Source organism: Synechococcus sp. CCY9201 (assembly GCF_034931105.1).
Taxonomy (GTDB): domain Bacteria; phylum Cyanobacteriota; class Cyanobacteriia; order PCC-6307; family Cyanobiaceae; genus CBW1002.
The window spans coordinates 23,742-40,800 of record NZ_JAYGIC010000159.1 but is presented as its reverse complement, the minus strand read 5'-3'; the positions used below and the strand labels follow the sequence as shown (position 1 = coordinate 40,800).

Annotated in this window: 14 protein-coding genes, 1 tRNA gene and 1 pseudogene; 4 read left to right on the top strand and 12 right to left on the bottom strand. The window is 67.8% G+C overall.

Annotated features, from left to right (window positions below):
- Positions 1-573 (bottom strand): annotated as a pseudogene (locus VB716_RS15590) (GMC oxidoreductase); the annotation flags it as partial.
- 111 nt (positions 574-684) lie between these two features.
- Positions 685-2,007, bottom strand: a complete 1,323-nt coding sequence (locus VB716_RS15585; protein ID WP_323270957.1) for a Zn-dependent hydrolase — start codon at positions 2,005-2,007, stop codon at positions 685-687.
- A 289-nt stretch (positions 2,008-2,296) separates the two neighbouring features.
- Here VB716_RS15585 and VB716_RS15580 point away from each other — a divergent pair, with 289 nt between their 5' ends.
- A complete protein-coding gene (locus VB716_RS15580; protein WP_197170023.1) occupies positions 2,297-3,163 on the top strand; it encodes a DUF1028 domain-containing protein in 867 nt (288 codons plus the stop codon).
- A 6-nt stretch (positions 3,164-3,169) separates the two neighbouring features.
- Here the strand turns inward: VB716_RS15580 and asnB are convergent, their stop codons facing one another.
- From asnB to VB716_RS15530, 10 genes are all read right to left on the bottom strand, one after another.
- On the bottom strand, positions 3,170-5,185 hold the full coding sequence (asnB, locus tag VB716_RS15575) for an asparagine synthase (glutamine-hydrolyzing) (RefSeq protein WP_323270956.1): 2,016 nt from the start codon (positions 5,183-5,185) through the stop codon (positions 3,170-3,172).
- Positions 5,186-5,253: 68 nt separating this feature from the next.
- A complete protein-coding gene (locus tag VB716_RS15570) occupies positions 5,254-6,354 on the bottom strand; it encodes an aspartate/ornithine carbamoyltransferase family protein (protein WP_231598299.1) in 1,101 nt (366 codons plus the stop codon).
- Between the two features lie 154 nt (positions 6,355-6,508).
- The gene (locus tag VB716_RS15565) at positions 6,509-6,820 is read right to left on the bottom strand and encodes a hypothetical protein (RefSeq protein ID WP_197159369.1); all 312 of its coding nucleotides are present in this window, start codon (positions 6,818-6,820) and stop codon (positions 6,509-6,511) included.
- Between the two features lie 22 nt (positions 6,821-6,842).
- Entirely contained in the window at positions 6,843-8,267 is a 1,425-nt protein-coding gene (locus VB716_RS15560) for a sodium:solute symporter family transporter (protein ID WP_197170026.1), read from the bottom strand.
- Between the two features lie 53 nt (positions 8,268-8,320).
- Positions 8,321-8,446: a hypothetical protein gene (locus VB716_RS15555; protein WP_255518211.1), complete on the bottom strand. Its 126-nt coding sequence runs from the start codon at positions 8,444-8,446 to the stop codon at positions 8,321-8,323.
- Between the two features lie 99 nt (positions 8,447-8,545).
- Positions 8,546-8,622 (bottom strand) — tRNA-Met (locus VB716_RS15550).
- Between the two features lie 87 nt (positions 8,623-8,709).
- Entirely contained in the window at positions 8,710-9,678 is a 969-nt protein-coding gene (locus VB716_RS15545) for an asparaginase (protein WP_197154910.1), read from the bottom strand.
- A gap of 57 nt (positions 9,679-9,735) precedes the next feature.
- Positions 9,736-10,239, bottom strand: coding sequence for a CGLD27 family protein (locus VB716_RS15540; RefSeq protein ID WP_197154912.1), 504 nt, complete (start codon positions 10,237-10,239; stop codon positions 9,736-9,738).
- A 17-nt stretch (positions 10,240-10,256) separates the two neighbouring features.
- Positions 10,257-10,667, bottom strand: a complete 411-nt coding sequence (rsfS, locus tag VB716_RS15535) for a ribosome silencing factor (RefSeq protein ID WP_197154922.1) — start codon at positions 10,665-10,667, stop codon at positions 10,257-10,259.
- On the bottom strand, positions 10,660-11,295 hold the full coding sequence (locus tag VB716_RS15530; protein WP_197154924.1) for a DUF3318 domain-containing protein: 636 nt from the start codon (positions 11,293-11,295) through the stop codon (positions 10,660-10,662). Before VB716_RS15530 ends, rsfS begins: the two co-directional genes overlap by 8 nt.
- A gap of 129 nt (positions 11,296-11,424) precedes the next feature.
- On the opposite strand from VB716_RS15530, the gene carB reads away from it, so the two are divergent.
- From carB to VB716_RS15515, 3 genes are all read left to right on the top strand, one after another.
- Positions 11,425-14,751 carry a carbamoyl-phosphate synthase large subunit gene (carB, locus tag VB716_RS15525; RefSeq protein WP_323270955.1) on the top strand — a complete coding sequence of 1,109 codons (3,327 nt, stop codon included), beginning with the start codon at positions 11,425-11,427 and terminating at the stop codon, positions 14,749-14,751.
- Positions 14,752-14,831: 80 nt separating this feature from the next.
- Positions 14,832-15,560 carry a DUF3386 domain-containing protein gene (locus VB716_RS15520; protein ID WP_323270954.1) on the top strand — a complete coding sequence of 243 codons (729 nt, stop codon included), beginning with the start codon at positions 14,832-14,834 and terminating at the stop codon, positions 15,558-15,560.
- A gap of 62 nt (positions 15,561-15,622) precedes the next feature.
- The gene (locus VB716_RS15515) at positions 15,623-17,002 is read left to right on the top strand and encodes a sodium:alanine symporter family protein (RefSeq protein WP_323270952.1); all 1,380 of its coding nucleotides are present in this window, start codon (positions 15,623-15,625) and stop codon (positions 17,000-17,002) included.
- Positions 17,003-17,059 lie beyond the last annotated feature (57 nt).

The following is a 17,059-nucleotide window of genomic DNA, read 5'->3' as shown; positions in this document are numbered from 1 at the left end:
CTGCTCCGGGCTGGGCCGGTGCAAGGCAAAGCCGCGCGAGCAGATCAGGGGCAGGGCCAGGTTGCGCCCGATGCTGGCCCCCAGGTGCCGTTCCGCCGGGGTGAGGGGCAGGGGAGGCCGGGTGTCGCCATCGGGGAGCTGGGGCAGGCCATCGCGGCCGCCGTGCACCCCCAGAAACCGCTCCAGCCGGCTGTAGTAGGGATCGAGATCACGGCTGCCGATCGGCCAGCAGGGGCCGTGGCCATCCCGGTCGGCAGCCCGGAATTCCGCCTCCGACAGCCGCAGGGTGATGCCCCCCCAGGTGAGGCTCTTGCCGCCCACCTGGCGGCCGCGGCTCCAGAGAAAGGGCCGATCCGGCGGCGTGCTGTAGGGCAGGGCCCGCTCATCCACGTAGAGCCGTGGGTTGGCCTTCCAGTAGCCCGGGTGCTCGGCCTGCAGGCGCTGGCTGCCGGCCATCAGGCTGCTGATCCGCCGCAGGCTGTTGGCCGGTTCGCTGCCCAGGGCCTGGCGCGGGCTGAGATCAGGGCCGGCCTCCAGCACCAGCACCCGGGCGCCGGCTTCCGCCAGCACCATCGCCGCCACCCCACCGGTGGCCCCTGACCCCACCACGATCGCGTCCCAGGCTTCAGGGGAAGAGGAGGCCGGCACCAAGGGGCGGCGGGAATCGCTGCGGCGAAACTACTGCTAGGCCAGCTGGCGATCGAGGCGCAGCAGGCTGTCGAGCAGCACCTGCACCCCAGCGGCGCACTGCTGCGGCGAGGTGAACTCCTGGGCCGAATGGCTGACGCCGTCGCGGCTGGGCACGAACACCATGCCCATCAGGGTGAGACGGCCCATCTCCTGGGCGTCGTGGCTGGCGCGGCTCGGCAGGTGGGTGTGGCTGTAGCCGAGCGCCTCGCAGCTCTGCACGATCACCTCCTGGACGGCCGCCGCCGCAGGGGTGGGATCCACCACGAACTGCGGCTCCAGGGCGATGCGGGTGCGGCTGGCCACGGCGATGTTCTCGATCTTGCGCTGCAGGTGGGCGCGCATGTGATCAATCACGTCGTGGGAGAGATCGCGCATGTCGAGCGTCATCTCCACCCGCCCCGGCACGATGTTGGCCGCGTTGGGCCAGACCTGCAGCTTGCCCACCGTGGCCACCGGATCACCGGGGAAATGGCGGGCCATATCCTCGATCGCCAGCACCAGCTGGGCCGCCGTGGTGAGGGCATCGCGGCGCATTCCCATCGGTGTGGTGCCGGCATGGTTGGCCTGGCCGTCCACCGTGATGGTGTAGCGCTGCTGCCCCACCACCCCTTCCACCACGCCGATCTGCTTGCCCACCGCTTCGAGCACGCCCCCCTGCTCCACATGCAGCTCCAGGAAGCAGGCGAGGTCTTCGGGGCGCCGCTGGGCGGTGCTCCGCTGCTGCCAGTCGCCGCCGATCCGCTCCAGACAGGTGGCGATCGGCTCACCGATCGTGGTGCGGTAGGCCTCCGCTTCGGCGGGAGCCCGCCCCACCATCGACTTGCAGCCCACCATCGTGTTCTCCTCATCGGCGAAGACGATCACCTCGAGCGGGTGGTCCAGCTGAACCCCCGCCTCCTGCAGGGTCTGGGCCACCTCGAGGCCGCCCATCACCCCCAGGGCGCCGTCGTAGAGCCCACCGGAGGGCACGGTGTCGATGTGGGAGCCGGTGGCCAGGCAGCCACGCTGCGGCGACCGGCCCGCCAGCCGGCCGATCAGGTTGCCGGCCGCATCGATCCGCACCTCCAGACCGGCCTCCTCCATCCAGCCCTGCACAAGGGCGCGGGCCTGCAGGTCTTCCGGGCTGAAGGCCAGCCGCCGGATCGCGCCGGAGGGTTGCCGGCCGATCCGGCCCAGCTGCTCGAGGCGGTCCGCCAGCCGGGTGTCATTGATCGACAGCGCCGGCAGGCGTTCGGGACTGGCCGCGGGCAGGCTGGATCCGCCCGGTTGGGCGCCGGCCAGGAGGTGGCTGGATCGGGGGTCGCTGGAGAGGGTCAAGGAACGCGGCGGCGGCGGAGCTGAAGCTGCTCTCGATCGTTGTCGTCGATTCTGGTCTTCATCAGCTCTCGATCAGGTCTCGATCAGGTCTTGACCAGATCTCGATCAGGTCTGGATTCGGGCCTGGAACCTGATGGGCTCTGGAGGCGGCTGTTGCACGGCTCCGCTGGTGGTTCCGCTGGCGGCTCGGATGGTGGCTCGGATGGTGGCGATGACGACAGCGCCACCAGCAGATTTACCTAACGTCAACACCACTATTTCTGGCCTGGGAACGCCTCTCCCGCCCCCGATGACCTACTCGATCGTCGCCTGGGATCCGTCCACCGGCATGACCGGCGTAGCCGTTGCCACCAAGCACCTGGCGGTGGGTTCTCTCGTGCCCCATGCCCGCGCTGGTGTGGGAGCTGTGGCCACCCAGTCGTCGACCAATCCCCTGCTCGGACCCTGGGGCCTGGATCGTCTCACCCTGCTGCGGGGCACGCCTCAGCCTGTCTCCGTCGCCCAGACGGTGCTCGACTCGTTGATGCAGGACGATCCGGGCCGCGACCATCGCCAGGTGCATCTGGTCGACGCTGATGGCCGGGCGGCCGCCTGGACCGGCGCCCATTGCGGTGGCTGGGCGGGTCATCACACCGGTGAGGGCTATTCGGTGGCCGGAAATTTCCTCACGGGTCCCGAACCGGTGCAGGCGATGGCCGCGGCGTATGAGGCTGCTCTGGCTGCCGATCTGCCCTTCAGCGAGCGGTTGATGCGGGCCCTGGAGGCCGGTGAGGCGGCCGGTGGCGATCACCGCGGTCGTCAGTCGGCAGCGCTCTATGTGATGCACCAGGAGCTGTATCCCCTGCACGATTTCCGCGTCGATCACCACCCCGATCCCCTGGTGGCCCTGCGGGAGATCCTGGCGGAAACCACGCAGCCCTACTACACCTCCTTCCGCGACACCTTGCCGGTGCTGGCCAGTCTGCCTGCGCCCACCAGTGCATTTCCGCCACTGGTCGCCGTGCCTTCAAGCCATACGGCCGCCGTGCCACCAGCTCCTGCCGTGCCGGCTGCCGCACCTGCTTCGCTCACCCAGCCCGGGCTGGCGGCTGTGGAGCCGATCCGCCCCGCCCGCCGTCGCTGGACCTGGCCCGGGCTGCGGCGCCGGGTGGCCTGAGCGTCCTTACACCGTCCACCCGAGTCGGTCGGCCTCGGCCCTTGCCCTTGCCGGCACATCGTCGGCCACGAAGAAGCGGTGCATGATCTGCACCCCGAGCAGGTGGTTGATCACGGCATCCATCTGCACCCGTTCGGCGGCCGTGGTGCGGGGATCGTCATGGCGGGCGAACAGGGCCCGGACGCCCTCGACGCTCAACAGTCCAGCCGCCTCGATCGCCGTGTCGCTGAGGTACTGATCCGCCAGCTCCATCATCCGGCCCCATTTGGCGGCATCGGTGTGGGCCGGTGGTGCCATGAAGGCGAACTTCTCGCGTTTGTAGAGCACCTCCGGCAGCAGGCCGCGCATGGCTTCGCGCAGCACGTATTTTTCGGTGCGGCCCTTGATGCGCAGCTCCGGCGGAACCTGCACCGCCACGGCGGCCAGGTGGTGATCGAGGAAGGCCGGGCGGGCCTCCATCGAGTTGGCCATGTCCACCCGGTCGCCCCCCCAGGTGAGGATCTGGCCCTCGAGCATGGTCTTGATCCACACGTACTGGGCCTTGTCGAGGGCATGGCGTCCTTCGAGCTGATCGCCATCGAGGGTGGCGGCGATGGCGGCGCCGGGCCGGTATCCCTCCAGCTCCTGCCGCAGCTCCGGATGGAGCAACGGCGGCACCAGGGGCGCGCAGGCCAGCCAGGGCTGCAGGCAGCTGGGGGTGAAGCCCACCACGGCCTCAAGGGCGGGATCCTCCACCGCGTCAGCGGCCAGCATCGCCCCCTGCACCAGGGCATTGCTCTCCTGCAGAGCCTCCTCCCATTCCTGCCGCTCCTGCGGCGGCAGCTCGTCGAGGCCGTGCAGGAACATGTCGCGGCGGAAGGCCGGATAGCCGCCGAACAGCTCATCGGAGCCTTCGCCGGTCATCACCACCTTGTAATCCACCGCGTGCACGTGGCGGCTCATCAGGTACTTGGCCACCGCCAGGGTGTTGTAGATCGTGCGTTCGGTGTGCCAGATCGTGGCCTCGAGGTGGCCGTAGAGATCCGCCGCCGCCAGGGTCATCACGTCCTGCTCGGCGCCCGTGGCCTCGGCCATCTCCCGGGCGATCGGCGTTTCGTCGTAGCGGCTGTCGTCGAAGCCGATCGTGAACGCCTTCACCGGGTTCTGGCTGATCGCCGCCGCCAGCCCCAGGATCGAGCAGGAGTCGATGCCGCCGGAGAGATAACAACCCACCGGCACGTCCGCCACCATCCGCGCTTCCACCGCTTCGAGCAGGGCCTCACGCACGGCGTCCACGTGCTCCTGCTCGCTGCGGCCCCGGTCGCGGTCGTGACTCCTGGGGAAGTCCACATCCCAGTAGCGCTCGTCGGTGATGCTGAGCTCGCCCCCCGCTCGCCGGCTGATCCGCACCAGGTGGCCGGGCTTCACCTGTTGGATTCCTTCGAAGGCGGTGGTGCCGGGCACCATCGTCTGCATCAGCTGGTGAAACAGGCCGGTGGCACTGAAGCGCCGCTGCACCGACGGATGGGCGAACAGCACCTTCAGCTCCGAGCCGAACACGATGCCGTCGTCGGTTTCGCACCAGTACTGGGGTTTGATGCCGAACCGGTCGCGCACCAGGGTGAGGCTGTCATCACCGCGGTCGTAGAGGGCGAAGGCGAACTCACCGCGCAGCTGGGGCAGGGTGCGCGCCAGGCCGTCCCGCAGGTAGAGCCGCAGAAGGATCTCCGAGTCGCTCTTGGTGGTGAAGCGCACGCCTTCCGCCTCCAGCCGGGCGCGGATGCGCTGAAAGTCGTAGAACTCGCCGTTGTGGGCCATCAGCACCCGGCCGTCCTCCGAGAGGAACGGCTGGCGGGCCCGCTGCTCATTGAGGTCGATGATTGAGAGGCGCGCGTGGCAGAAGCCCACGCCGGCGTCGTTGAGCACCTCGTAGCCGAAACCATCCGGGCCGCGGTGGACCTGGATCGCCGCCATGTTCACCAGGATCTGGGGATCGACCGGCTGGTCGCGATGGCGATGGACGATGCCGCCGATGCCGCACATGGATTCGTTCCTCTCTGGGTTGGGGCGTGGGAAGTGATGGGCCGCAGTGGCCGGTTGGGCTGGTCAGGTCAGATCACGTCGAGCACCCGCTCGGTGCGTTCCACCATGCAGGTGAGCAGGGCCATGCGCACGAACACGGCGCCGCGGGCCTGGGAGAAGTACCAGTTGTGGGGCGTGCGGTCGAGGCTGGTGCAGAGCTCCACGCCGCGGGCCAGCGGATGCAGCACCATCGCGCCGGGCTTGAGGGGGAGATCGGCGCTGAGCCGGAAGCTGCGGCCGTGGGTCTCATAGCCGTCGCCCACCCAGGCGATGGCGTTGATGTAGATCACATCCAGTTCACCCAGCTCGCTGCGTAGGTCGGTGCTGGTGCTCAGCACCAGCCCGGCTTCCTCCAGTTCCTCCCGCTGCCCCGGATCGAAGATCTGCTCCGGGGACAGGCCCGGGTCGTGAAAGATCACCACCTCACGGGCCATGGTGGGGAAGTGGGCCAGGGTGCGCAGCAGGCTCCGCACCGTCCGCATCCGGTTCGGCAGCCCCACGATGCCGATCCGCACCTGGGCACTGGCGGGCACGGCGGCCTGGCAGAGCTCCGGCCGCCACTTGAACATCGTGTAGAGATCCGCCATCGCCTGGGTGGGATGCTCATCGGTGCCGTTGCCGGCATTGATGATCGGGATCCGCAGGGAGCGGGTCATCTGATACACCGAGTCTTCCACCGAGTCGCGCAGCACCACGCAGTCGCCGTAGTGGTTGAACATCTCGCCGATGTCGGCGTAAGACTCCCCTTTGGCGATGCCGGTGGTGGAGCGGTCACCGATGGTGATCGTCTCGCCGCCGAGGCGGTGCCAGGCACTGGCGAAGGAGAGGCGGGTGCGGGTGCTGGGCTCGAAGAAGGCGTTGATCAGGATCTTGCCGGTGAGCGGCTTGTTGATGCGGATGTAGCGCTCCGGGTTGCTCTCGAACTTGGCCGCCAGCCGGAACAGCTGCAGCAGGGTGCCCGCCTCGAACTGGCCGCTGGCGATCACGTGCTGTGTGGCCAGGGGCTGCAGCGGCTCGCCGATCTCAGGGATGCTGGCCAGCAGCGCCTTGGGGTGGGCGCTGCCGTACACGTCCGGGCAGTGGCGATCGAACTGGGTCGCATCGATCAGTTCGGTTCGCCGTCGCTGCAGTGCTGTCACCCCGATTCGTGCGCCTGACCGATCGTTCCACACCTGGCGCCACGGTGGTGGGAGCCGATGTAACTCAGCCAGGGCTTTTACGATTGTTTTTCGTTTTTGCCGCCGAAATGTCTGTGACCCGCCGATAGGGCCTGACCCCCGTGTCTCACCAGACCCGGCCGTGGCGCAGTTCATGCAGCCAGATGCCCACCAGGATCAAGGTGGCGGCCAGCAGGCCCACGATGCTGCCTTGCACGATCAGCTGGAACAGCAGGCTGCCGGCCAGCAGCTGCGGAGCGTCGTCAGGGGTGGCAGGCGATGCCGCCGCCCTGCCGGCCAGGTTGGCCAGCCCCCAGAGGCCGGCGAGGAGAAGGCCGGCCCCCACACCACTGCGCCTGGACAGCAGCCGCCAGCGGGATGAAGGGGGCCTGGGGCTGGGAGGCGCGGAATCGGAATCGGCGGATCGGAAGCGAGCCATGGCGGCAGAAAGGAAGCGGTGATCAGGTGCGGGCCAGGGTTCGCCAGTCGAACGTCTCCGGGGCCAGGCGGGTGCCGATCACCATCACCAGCGCCGAGACGCTGGCCGAGAGCAGGGCGGCGCAGTAGGGAGCGATCAGCACGTAGGCCGTCAGCCCCACCGCCGACCCGATCAGCATCGCCAGCAGGGCGGCCGTGCGGTTCGCCGTTTTCCAGTAGAGCCCGCAGGCGATCGGCCAGATCGTGGAGGCCACCAGCGCTCCGGTGAACAGCAGCAACTGGTACATCGAGGTGATGTAGTTCCAGGAGAGCAGCACCGTGACCAGGCCCAGCCCCACCACGATCTGGCGGGCGGCGCGCTTCACTTCGGCATCACTCGCCTCGGGCCGCAGCATCTTGACGTACACATCCTCGGCCAGCAGATCGGCGGTGGAGGCCAGCAGCGAATCGAGGGTGGAGGTGAGCGAGGAGAAGATGATCACGAACACCATCATGGCGCCGGCCGAACCCAGCAATTTGGCGGCCACGATCGGAAACACCATGTTCACCTGCGGCACCTCGAAGTTCTGAGCCAGGGCCATCAGCGCGATCGAGCCGGTCACGATCGGCACGGTGAACCAGGCGAAGCCGCCGAACACAAAGGAGCGAAACACCACCGATTCGCGGCTGGCGAACACGCGCGACCACCAGATGTTGTTGTGAAACACCTCTCCCATGCTGAACAGGCCCGTGTTCCAGGCGAACAGCAGGCCCGCCGGCAGCAGCAGGTTGAGGCGGGAGGGGTGATCGCTGGCCAGGCGCGCATAGATCTCGCCGGCGCCGAAGTGGCTGTACCCCAGCACGGCGACCACTACCAGGATCGCCATGATCAGCAGCGACTGGATGAAGTCCGTGCCCACCACGGCGCGCATGCCGCCGAACAGGGTGTAGACGGTGGACACACCGATCACCACCAGCATGCCGAGCCGGTAATCGAAGCCCGAGAGCGCCTGCAGCAGCAGGCCCGCCCCCATGCCCTGGGTGATCAGGAAGCCGGCGGTGTACACCATGGTGATCACCAGAAACACGGCCCAGACCAAGCGGCCATAGCGCAGCCGCACGAAGTCGCCGCTGGTGCGGGCCGTGGGCATCACCCGCTTGATCCGGATCGCCAGGGGGGCGAACAGCAGCAGCCCCAGGCCGGCCAGGGCGTAGCCGAACATGCCCCAGAGACCAAGGGTGTAGCCCACCTCCGGGGCCGCCAGGGTGGTGTTGCCCGTCACCCAGCTGGCCATCAGCGTGGCCGTGCTCAGGGCCAGACCGATGTTGCGGCCGGCCAGCAGATAATCGTCCGCATCGCCGCCGGATCCGCGGCGGCCCCACCAGATCCCGAGGCTGATCCAGAGCACCGAGAAGGCGATCAGCAGAAACCAGGCGATGCCCGGGTCCAGCAGGGGCGTGTCGGTCATGGCGCGGGGCGAACGGTGTGGGAGAGCACGGAAGGCTGGATCAGATCACCGGATCAGGAGGGGTCGAAGGGATCGCGGCCCTGCCAGTACCAATGCCCCCGCAGGATCATCACCACCGTGGCCAGGGTGACGATTCCCCCAAGGCTGAACAGCAGCACGGCCTGGTGGAATTCGCTCACGGAGTTCTGGAAGGTTGGGGATGCAGGGATGGCACCAGGATCGGGCTGGATACAAAAAAAGCCCCCGGGAATCCGAGAGCTTGATTGAGATCGTCAAGTTGGTGGCGGGGGCGAGATTTGAACTCGCGACCTTCGGGTTATGAGCCCGACGAGCTACCAGACTGCTCTACCCCGCGGCGACCCCAGAAAGATAACACCTGGGGTGTCCGTCCTGAACCTTGGAGCCCCTGAAGCCCCGCCCGGCAGCACAGTTGAAGCGTGGCTCAGTCGAAGCGCAGTTCGCCGTTCACCTGCAGCTGGAGGTGCGGCGCGGGTTGCAGGAAGCGGCCCCGCAATTCATCGAGGGTCATGGGCATCAGCCAGTCGAGCTGTTCGAGCAGGTGCAGCGCCACGGCGTGCTTTGCGCGGGAGGAGCCGTCTTCCACCTTGATCGCCACGCCCAGGCCCTCCCCCACGCGGCTGAGGCACTGGATGCCCTCGGCGCCGCCCTTGCTCACCACCTGGCCGTGGCTGTGGCGCATCAGTTCGGTGTCGAAGCGGCCTTCGCCGGCCACCAGCTCGGGGTGAGCCAGCATCGCCCGCGAGAGCCGCTCCAGGTCGGGCTGCTGCGAGGCTCCCAGGTGGGCGAACAACAGGGCCATCTGGGCCAGCTGCAGCTGCAGGGTCGGGGCGCCGCAGTCGTCCCGCGCCGACACCAGCTCGGCCGCAGGCAGGGCCAGCAGCTCCGCCACCCGCTTGCGCACCTCCTGCTGCAGGGGATGGTCATCGAGCAGGTAGGTCTCGCGCGACCAGCCCATGCGCCGGCAGGCGGCCAGAAAGGCGGCATGTTTGCCGGAACAGTTGTGTTCCAGCGGACTGGTGGCGCCCGCGGGAACGGGGCACTGCAGCTGCTCGGTTTCCAGGTCCGCCTGCCAGAGCAGCCTGAAGGCCTCGCGGGCATGGGCGGGGGTGCCGGCATGGGAGGCACAGGCGATGGCCAGGCTCCGATCACTGCTGTCCCCCATGTCGGCGGCGCCGCAGCTCACGAACACGGTGGCCTGGAACGGCTTCTGGGCCGAGCGCATGAAGCTGAGCCGCTGGGGGTCGCCTGCCCGCATCAGCACCCGGCCGCGCTGATCGCACACCACGGCGTGAACCCGGTGGCTGGATTCCGGAATCCCCTCCCGCAGGAGGCGCACCTCCAGGGGCGGAATCCCGGGCCGGGAGCTGCCGAAGCTGGAGGACAGAGTCATGCGGACGTCATGAATCAGCGGGTGAACACCTCCGACCTGCGGGTGCCCGGCAGAGGTTCAGAGAGCCTGACAGAGGCTGGTCCCGCATAGCAGCAGGCCAGCGGCCAGGGCCAACGCCTGCTGCAGCCGCCGCAGCACCGGCCGCACCTGGTGCTTGGAGACCAGCAGATCCTGACTTCGCCAGGCCAGCGGCTTCTCCCAGACCTGGCCGTCGTACCAGCCGGATTCCTCGTACTCCACCCGCTCCGAGAGCAGCCGCTTGTGCACGTAGGTCCAGCCCAGCCACTGGCGCAGCAGCAGCAGCAGGGGAACCACCACCGCCGCCACCAGGCCCGAGAGGATCAACCGTGGCGGGTCATGGCGCAGGGGCACACTGCCGCTGGCGATCAGCAGGGTGAGCGGTGCCACCAGCAGCCAGCTGATCGCCAGGGGCCGCAGCAGCCCGGCCAGATCGTTGGACGGCCAGGCGAAGAACCAGGAGCGGCAGAGCTGGCCGTACTCCTCCAGCGGACGCTGTTCCGGCGGCACCGGACAGGGGGTGTCGATCGCCGGGCCAGCCATCGGACGTGATGCGTCCGTCAGGACGCCGAAAGCTGCGCAGAGCCTAGATAGCGCTGCTGTTCGCCGTGGCCCCAGAACGCTTCCAGGTCGTAGAAGCTGCGCTCGTCCGGGGTGAGCACATGCACGATCACCTCGCCGTAATCGATCAGCACCCAGCGTCCTTCGGCCTGGCCCTCACGGCGCAGCGGCAGACGGCCCGCCTCGGCTTCGAGCCGGTCTTCCACTGAGCGGGCGATGGCACGCACCTGCACGTCCGACAGACCGCTGCAGATCACGAACCAGTCGGCCAGCGATGACACTTCATCGACCCGGATCAGGCGGATGTCCACGGCCTTGCGGTCGTCGCAGGCGTCAGCGGCCAGGCGGGCCAGGGCCTCACTGTCCTGGGGGTCGATGGTGCTGAGTGCTGGGGCGGAGGCTTCAGCCATAGACGTTCTCGCTGGTGACGGACTGACGGGACCCCTGCTGCTGGGCCATCTCGGCGCGGGCCCGCTCGGCGCTCTTGCGCAGGGCTTCGAGCCGGTCTTCGTAGAAGCCGCGCTTTTTCTTCTTGCGGGTCTGCTCCACCAGCACCTTGAGGGCACCGCCGAGGCTCTTGTAGGCGTTGGGCAGGCTGTAGCCGAAGCGGGTGGCCAGGTCAATCGCCCGCTCATCCGCCGCGATGGCGTCCTGCAGGCGCTTTTCGGAATTGTTCTTCAGGTAGAGCCGGTAGCCGGCGAAGCCGGAGAGGCCCAGGGCCATCAGCAGCAGCAGGCCGTCCTGCACCCAGAGTTCGCCGATGGCGCCGCCGAGGCCGATGGCCAGGGCCGCCATCTCCCAGCCATCGCGGGGAACGGCATCGTTCTGGATGCGGCCCACCTCATGCCAGAAAAGCAGGTTGCGGTGGTCGAGGGCCAGCTGGTCCCAGCTCTCCAGGTCGACCTGGATCTCGACCTCGTCACGACCGATCTCCTCGATGGTGATCAGGGGTGGATCGGCGGAGGCGGCCGCTTCCACGAACACCCAGCTCTGCATTTCCGGTGGCAGCTGCCCCTTCAGGCGCTGGAGTTCACTCATCGACAGACGCACCAGTGGATCCTGATTCCACGTTAGCGAGGGCCTGGCTCAAGGTGATATTGGTGCCATCCAGCACGGGAACCAGCCAGGGCCCATGAGAGGCTGAGCCCGTTTGGCCATCGCCCCCCCATGCCCCGCCGCACGGACCTGCGTCGCATCCTGCTGCTGGGCTCGGGGCCGATCGTGATCGGTCAGGCCTGCGAGTTCGACTATTCCGGCACCCAGGCCTGCAAGGCCCTGCGGGCCGAGGGGTTCGAGGTGGTGCTGGTGAACAGCAACCCGGCTTCGATCATGACCGATCCGGACATGGCGGATCGCACCTACATCGAGCCGCTCACCCCCGAGGTGGTGGCTCGGGTGATCGAGATCGAGCGGCCCGATGCCCTGCTGCCCACCATGGGCGGCCAGACCGCCCTCAACCTGGCGGTGACCCTCGCCCGCGACGGCACCCTGGCGCGCTACGGGGTGGAGCTGATCGGCGCCAATCTGGAGGCGATCGAGAAGGCCGAAGACCGCGACCTGTTCAAGCAGGCGATGGAGCGGATCGGCGTGGCCGTGTGCCCCTCCGGCATCGCCACCAGCCTGGAGGAGGCCGAGGTGGTGGGAGAGGAGATCGGGGGTTATCCGCGGATCATCCGCCCCGCCTTCACCCTGGGCGGCTCCGGCGGCGGCATCGCCTACAACCCCGATGAATTCCGCGCCTTCTGCAAGAGCGGCCTGGAGGCCAGCCCCGTCTCCCAGATCCTGATCGAGAAGTCGCTGCTGGGCTGGAAGGAGTTCGAGCTGGAGGTGATGCGCGACACCGCCGACAACGTGGTGATCGTCTGCTCGATCGAGAACCTCGATCCGATGGGGGTGCATACCGGCGATTCGATCACGGTGGCGCCGGCCCAGACCCTTACCGACCGGGAGTATCAGCGGCTGCGCGATCAGTCGATCGCGATCATCCGCGAGATCGGGGTCGACACCGGCGGCAGCAACATCCAGTTCGCGATCAATCCCGCCAACGGCGATGTGGTGGTGATCGAGATGAATCCCCGCGTCAGCCGCTCCTCCGCCCTGGCCTCCAAGGCCACCGGCTTTCCGATCGCCAAGATCGCCGCCCGCCTGGCGGTGGGCTACACCCTCGATGAAATCATCAACGACATCACCGGTGCCACACCGGCCTGCTTCGAGCCCACGATCGACTACGTGGTGACCAAGATTCCGCGTTTCGCCTTCGAGAAGTTCCGGGGCAGCTCACCGGTGCTCACCACCTCGATGAAGTCGGTGGGGGAGGCGATGGCGATCGGCCGCTGCTTCGAGGAGTCGTTCCAGAAGGCCCTGCGTTCCCTCGAGACCGGCCATGCCGGCTGGGGTTGCGACCGTCCCGAGCGGCAGCTGGAAAGCACGGAGCTGGAGCGGGCCCTGCGCACCCCCACCCCCGAACGGATCTTCGCCGTGCGCGACGCCATGCGCGCCGGCCGCAGCGACGCGGACATCCACCGGCTTTCCGCGATCGATCCCTGGTTCCTGGCCAAGCTGCGCGGCATCGTCGACGCCGAAGGCCGGTTGCTGCAGGGTCGTCGGCTGGAGCAGCTCGATGCCGCCGCTCTGCTGGAGCTCAAGCAGCTGGGCTTCTCCGATCGCCAGATCGCCTGGGCCACCGGCAGCGAGGAGCTGGCGGTGCGGCGTCATCGCCAGGCACTGGGGGTGCGGGCCGTGTTCAAGACGGTGGATACCTGCGCCGCCGAATTCGCCTCCAGCACCCCGTACCACTACTCCACCTACGAGCGCCCCCTGGAACGCATCGCCGCCGACGGTTCGCTGCAGCTGGTGCCACCGGAAGACGAGGTGCAGCCTGAAACCCGCCGCAAGGTGATGATCCTCGGCGGCGGCCCCAATCGCATCGGCCAGGGCATTGAGTTCGACTACTGCTGTGTGCATGCCTCCTTTGCCCTGCAGGAGGCCGGTTTCGCCACGGTGATGGTGAACAGCAACCCGGAAACGGTGTCCACCGATTACGACACCAGCGACCGGCTCTACTTCGAACCCCTCACCTTCGAAGACGTGCTCAACGTGATCGAGGCCGAGCAGCCGGAGGGAGTGATCGTCCAGTTCGGCGGCCAGACGCCACTCAAGCTGGCGATCCCCCTGCTCCATTGGCTGAACAGCCCCGAGGGCGCCGCCACCGGCACCCGCATCTGGGGCACCTCACCGGAATCGATCGACCGCGCCGAAGACCGTGAGCAGTTCGAGGCGATCCTGCGCCAGCTGGAGGTGCGCCAGCCCCGCAACGGCCTGGCCCGCACCGATGCCGAGGCCCGGGCCGTGGCCGCCAGGGTGGGCTATCCGGTGGTGGTGCGCCCCAGCTACGTGCTGGGCGGGCGGGCCATGGAGGTGGTGGCCGATGAGAGCGAGCTCAACCGCTACATGGTGGAGGCGGTGCAGGTGTCTCCCGACCATCCGGTGCTGATCGATCAGTACCTCGAGAACGCCACGGAGGTGGATGTCGATGCCCTCTGCGACCGGGAGGGCCGGGTGGTGATCGGTGGCCTGATGGAGCACATTGAGCCGGCCGGCATCCACTCCGGCGATTCCGCCTGTGCGTTGCCGTCGCGCACCCTCGGTGCCGAGGCCCTGGCCACCATCCGCCAGTGGACCGCGGCCCTGGCCCGTTCTCTCGAGGTGTGCGGCCTGATCAACCTGCAGTTCGCCGTGCAGGGGGATGCCGCCAGCGGCCAGACGGTTTACATCATCGAAGCCAACCCGCGCGCCTCCCGCACGGTGCCGTTCGTGGCCAAGGCCACCGGTGTGGCCCTCGCCAAGGTGGCCAGCCAGCTGATGGCCGGCCGCACCCTGGCGGATCTCGGCCTCACCACCGAACCGGTGCCGCCGCTGCAGAGCGTCAAGGAAGCGGTGCTGCCGTTCAAACGGTTCCCTGGATCCGACACCGTGCTGGGACCCGAGATGCGCTCCACCGGCGAGGTGATGGGCAGCGCCCGCAGCTTCGGCATGGCCTACGCCAAGGCCGAGATCGCCGCCGGCGATGCCCTGCCCACGGGTGGGAGTGTGTTCCTCTCCACCCATGACCGCGACAAGGCCGGCCTGCTGCCGGTGGCCCGGAGCCTGCATGGGCTCGGCTTCTCCCTGATCGCCACCAGCGGCACCGCCGCCGCCCTGGAAGACGGCGGCCTGCCGGTGGAGCGGGTGCTGAAGGTGCACGAGGGCAGGCCCAACATCGAGGATGCGATCCGCTCTGGCCGGATCCAGCTGATCATCAACACGCCGATCGGGCGGCAGGCCGCCCACGACGACACCTACCTCCGCCGGGCGGCGCTCGATTACGCCGTACCAACGGTGACCACTCTGGCCGGTGGACTGGCTGCGGTGGAGGCGATCGCGGCGTTGCAACAGCAGACGCTTGAGGTGACGGCCCTGCAGGACATTCACCGGGTCGCGGCGCCGGTGGCCTGAGCACTGGCACTGGCCGCAGCAGGCCTCAACACCGGCCGCTGCCGGCCTGGGTAGGGTTTGGCCACCATCTCCCGCCGCCCATGACCCTGGCCTCCAGCCCCGCGCCCGCGACCTCCGCCGTTTCGACCGCCGCTTCCAACCCCGCTGTGGCCGGCGGCAGCGTGCCTGCCCCGGGCAGCGACTGCACCGCCGCCTTCCGGGCCGCCTACGAGAACCGCTACACCTGGGATCCCGGCTTCGGCGGCTACCGCGGCCGCTGTATGTGGGAGCAGGGGGAGCGGCGGCTGGAGGGCAGCTTCACGGTGGGTGCTGATCTGAAGGCCACGGTGGAGGGCTTCGACGATGAGGAGGTGCATAAGGCCGTGGCCTCCCAGCTGTGGGAAGTGGCGATCCACCGGGTGCGCCGCAGTTTCGAGCAGACCCACGGCGCCAATACCTTCACGGCTGGTGATACCGATGCCGTGGGTACCGAGGTGATCGTGGGTGGCAAGGGGGAGGGCGACCGCTACCGCATCAAGGACCGGGTGGTGACCATGGTGCACCGCCACATCCACGGCACCGTGGTGACGATCTTCACCGGCAGCGTCACCGACACCGGCCATGGCTATCTCAGCCACCAATACACCAGCCAATACAGCGATCCCGCCACGGGTGCCCTCCGTGGTGGCCTCAGCCGTTTCACCGATACCTTTGTGCCTCTCACAGAAGCGGGTCCCTGGGTGCTGGGCGAACGTGTGATCGAAACGGATTCTGAGGGCGATTCCGGCCGTCAGAGCTTCCGATTCGAGGATCTGCAACCTCTCGCCTGAGGGATGGCTGGCCACTGGGCAGTGCCCGTGAGACCATCGGCGCACGTGCGTCCTCCCCTGTCTTGCAGGTTCTCGACCAGATCAACGGCATTGTCTGGGGTCCGATCACGTTGTGGCTGATCGGCCTCACCGGCCTCTATCTGATGGTGGGACTGGGCTTCATGCCCCTCCGCCGCATCGGCTTCGGTTTCCGGCAGGCCATTGCCTCGATCGGTAACACCAAGGGAGAGGGCGATGTGAATGCCTTCGAGAGCCTCACCACCGCCCTTGCTGCCACGATCGGCACCGGCAACGTGGCCGGGGTCGCCGGCGCCATCGCAACGGGCGGGCCAGGGGCGGTGTTCTGGATGTGGCTGATCGCCCTGGTGGGCATGGCCACCAAATACGCCGAATCGTTGCTGGCGGTGCACTACCGCGAGGTTGACGAGCTCGGTGAGCACGTGGGAGGGCCGATGTACTTCATCCGCAACGGTCTGGGTCCGCGCTGGGCCTGGCTTGGGGCGTTGTTTGCCATCTTCGGCACCCTGGCCGGCTTCGGCATCGGCAACAGTGTGCAGTCCCATGAGCTTGCCCTCGCCCTGCACAAGTCGATGGGGGTGCCGGAGCTGGTCACCGGCGTGGTGATGGGTGCCATCACCTTTCTGGTGCTGATCGGCGGCATTGAGCGGATCGGCAGGGTCACCGAGGTGGTGGTGCCCTTCATGGCGATCGTCTACGTGCTGGGCGGGATCGTGATCCTGGTGGGCAATTACGACCGCATCCCGATGGCCTTCGGGACCATTCTCTCGGATGCCTTCACCGCTCAGTCCATGGCCGGTGGTGCGTTGGGGGTGATGATCCAGAAGGGCATCGCCCGCGGCATCTTCTCCAATGAAGCCGGTCTCGGTACGGCACCGATTGCCCAGGCAGCCGCCAAGCCCGGTGATCCGGTGCTGCAAGGCAGCATTGCCATGCTGGGCACCTTCATCGACACCATCGTGGTGTGCACGATGACGGCCCTGGTGATTGTGATGAGCGGCGCCTATGAATCCGGCGAAACCGGTGTGGCCCTCACCATGAGTGCCTTCGACTGGGGGATGCCAGGTGGCATGTGGCTGGTGACCTTCGGCACGGTGTTCTTCACCGCCACCACCATTCTGGGCTGGGGTTACTACAGCGAACGCTGCCTCGAATTCCTGGTGGGAGTGCGAGGCATCAAGCCCTTCCGCTACCTCTGGGTCGTGGCCGTGGTGCTGGGCGCCATAAGCTCCCAGTCTGGCCCCAATGCCCTGGCCCAGGTACAGACCACCTCAATCGTCTGGACGATTGCTGACATCCTGAACGGTCTGATGGCGATCCCCAACCTGATCGGCTTGCTGCTGCTCTCCGGCACGGTGTTTGAGCTGACACGCCGCTACAACTTTGATGCCGTGGTGATCGAAGATTCTGCTGATCAGGATTGAAGCCATGCTGGGCAGGCTCCCGTCAGTCCAACTCGTTGACTGACGGGAGCCTGGATG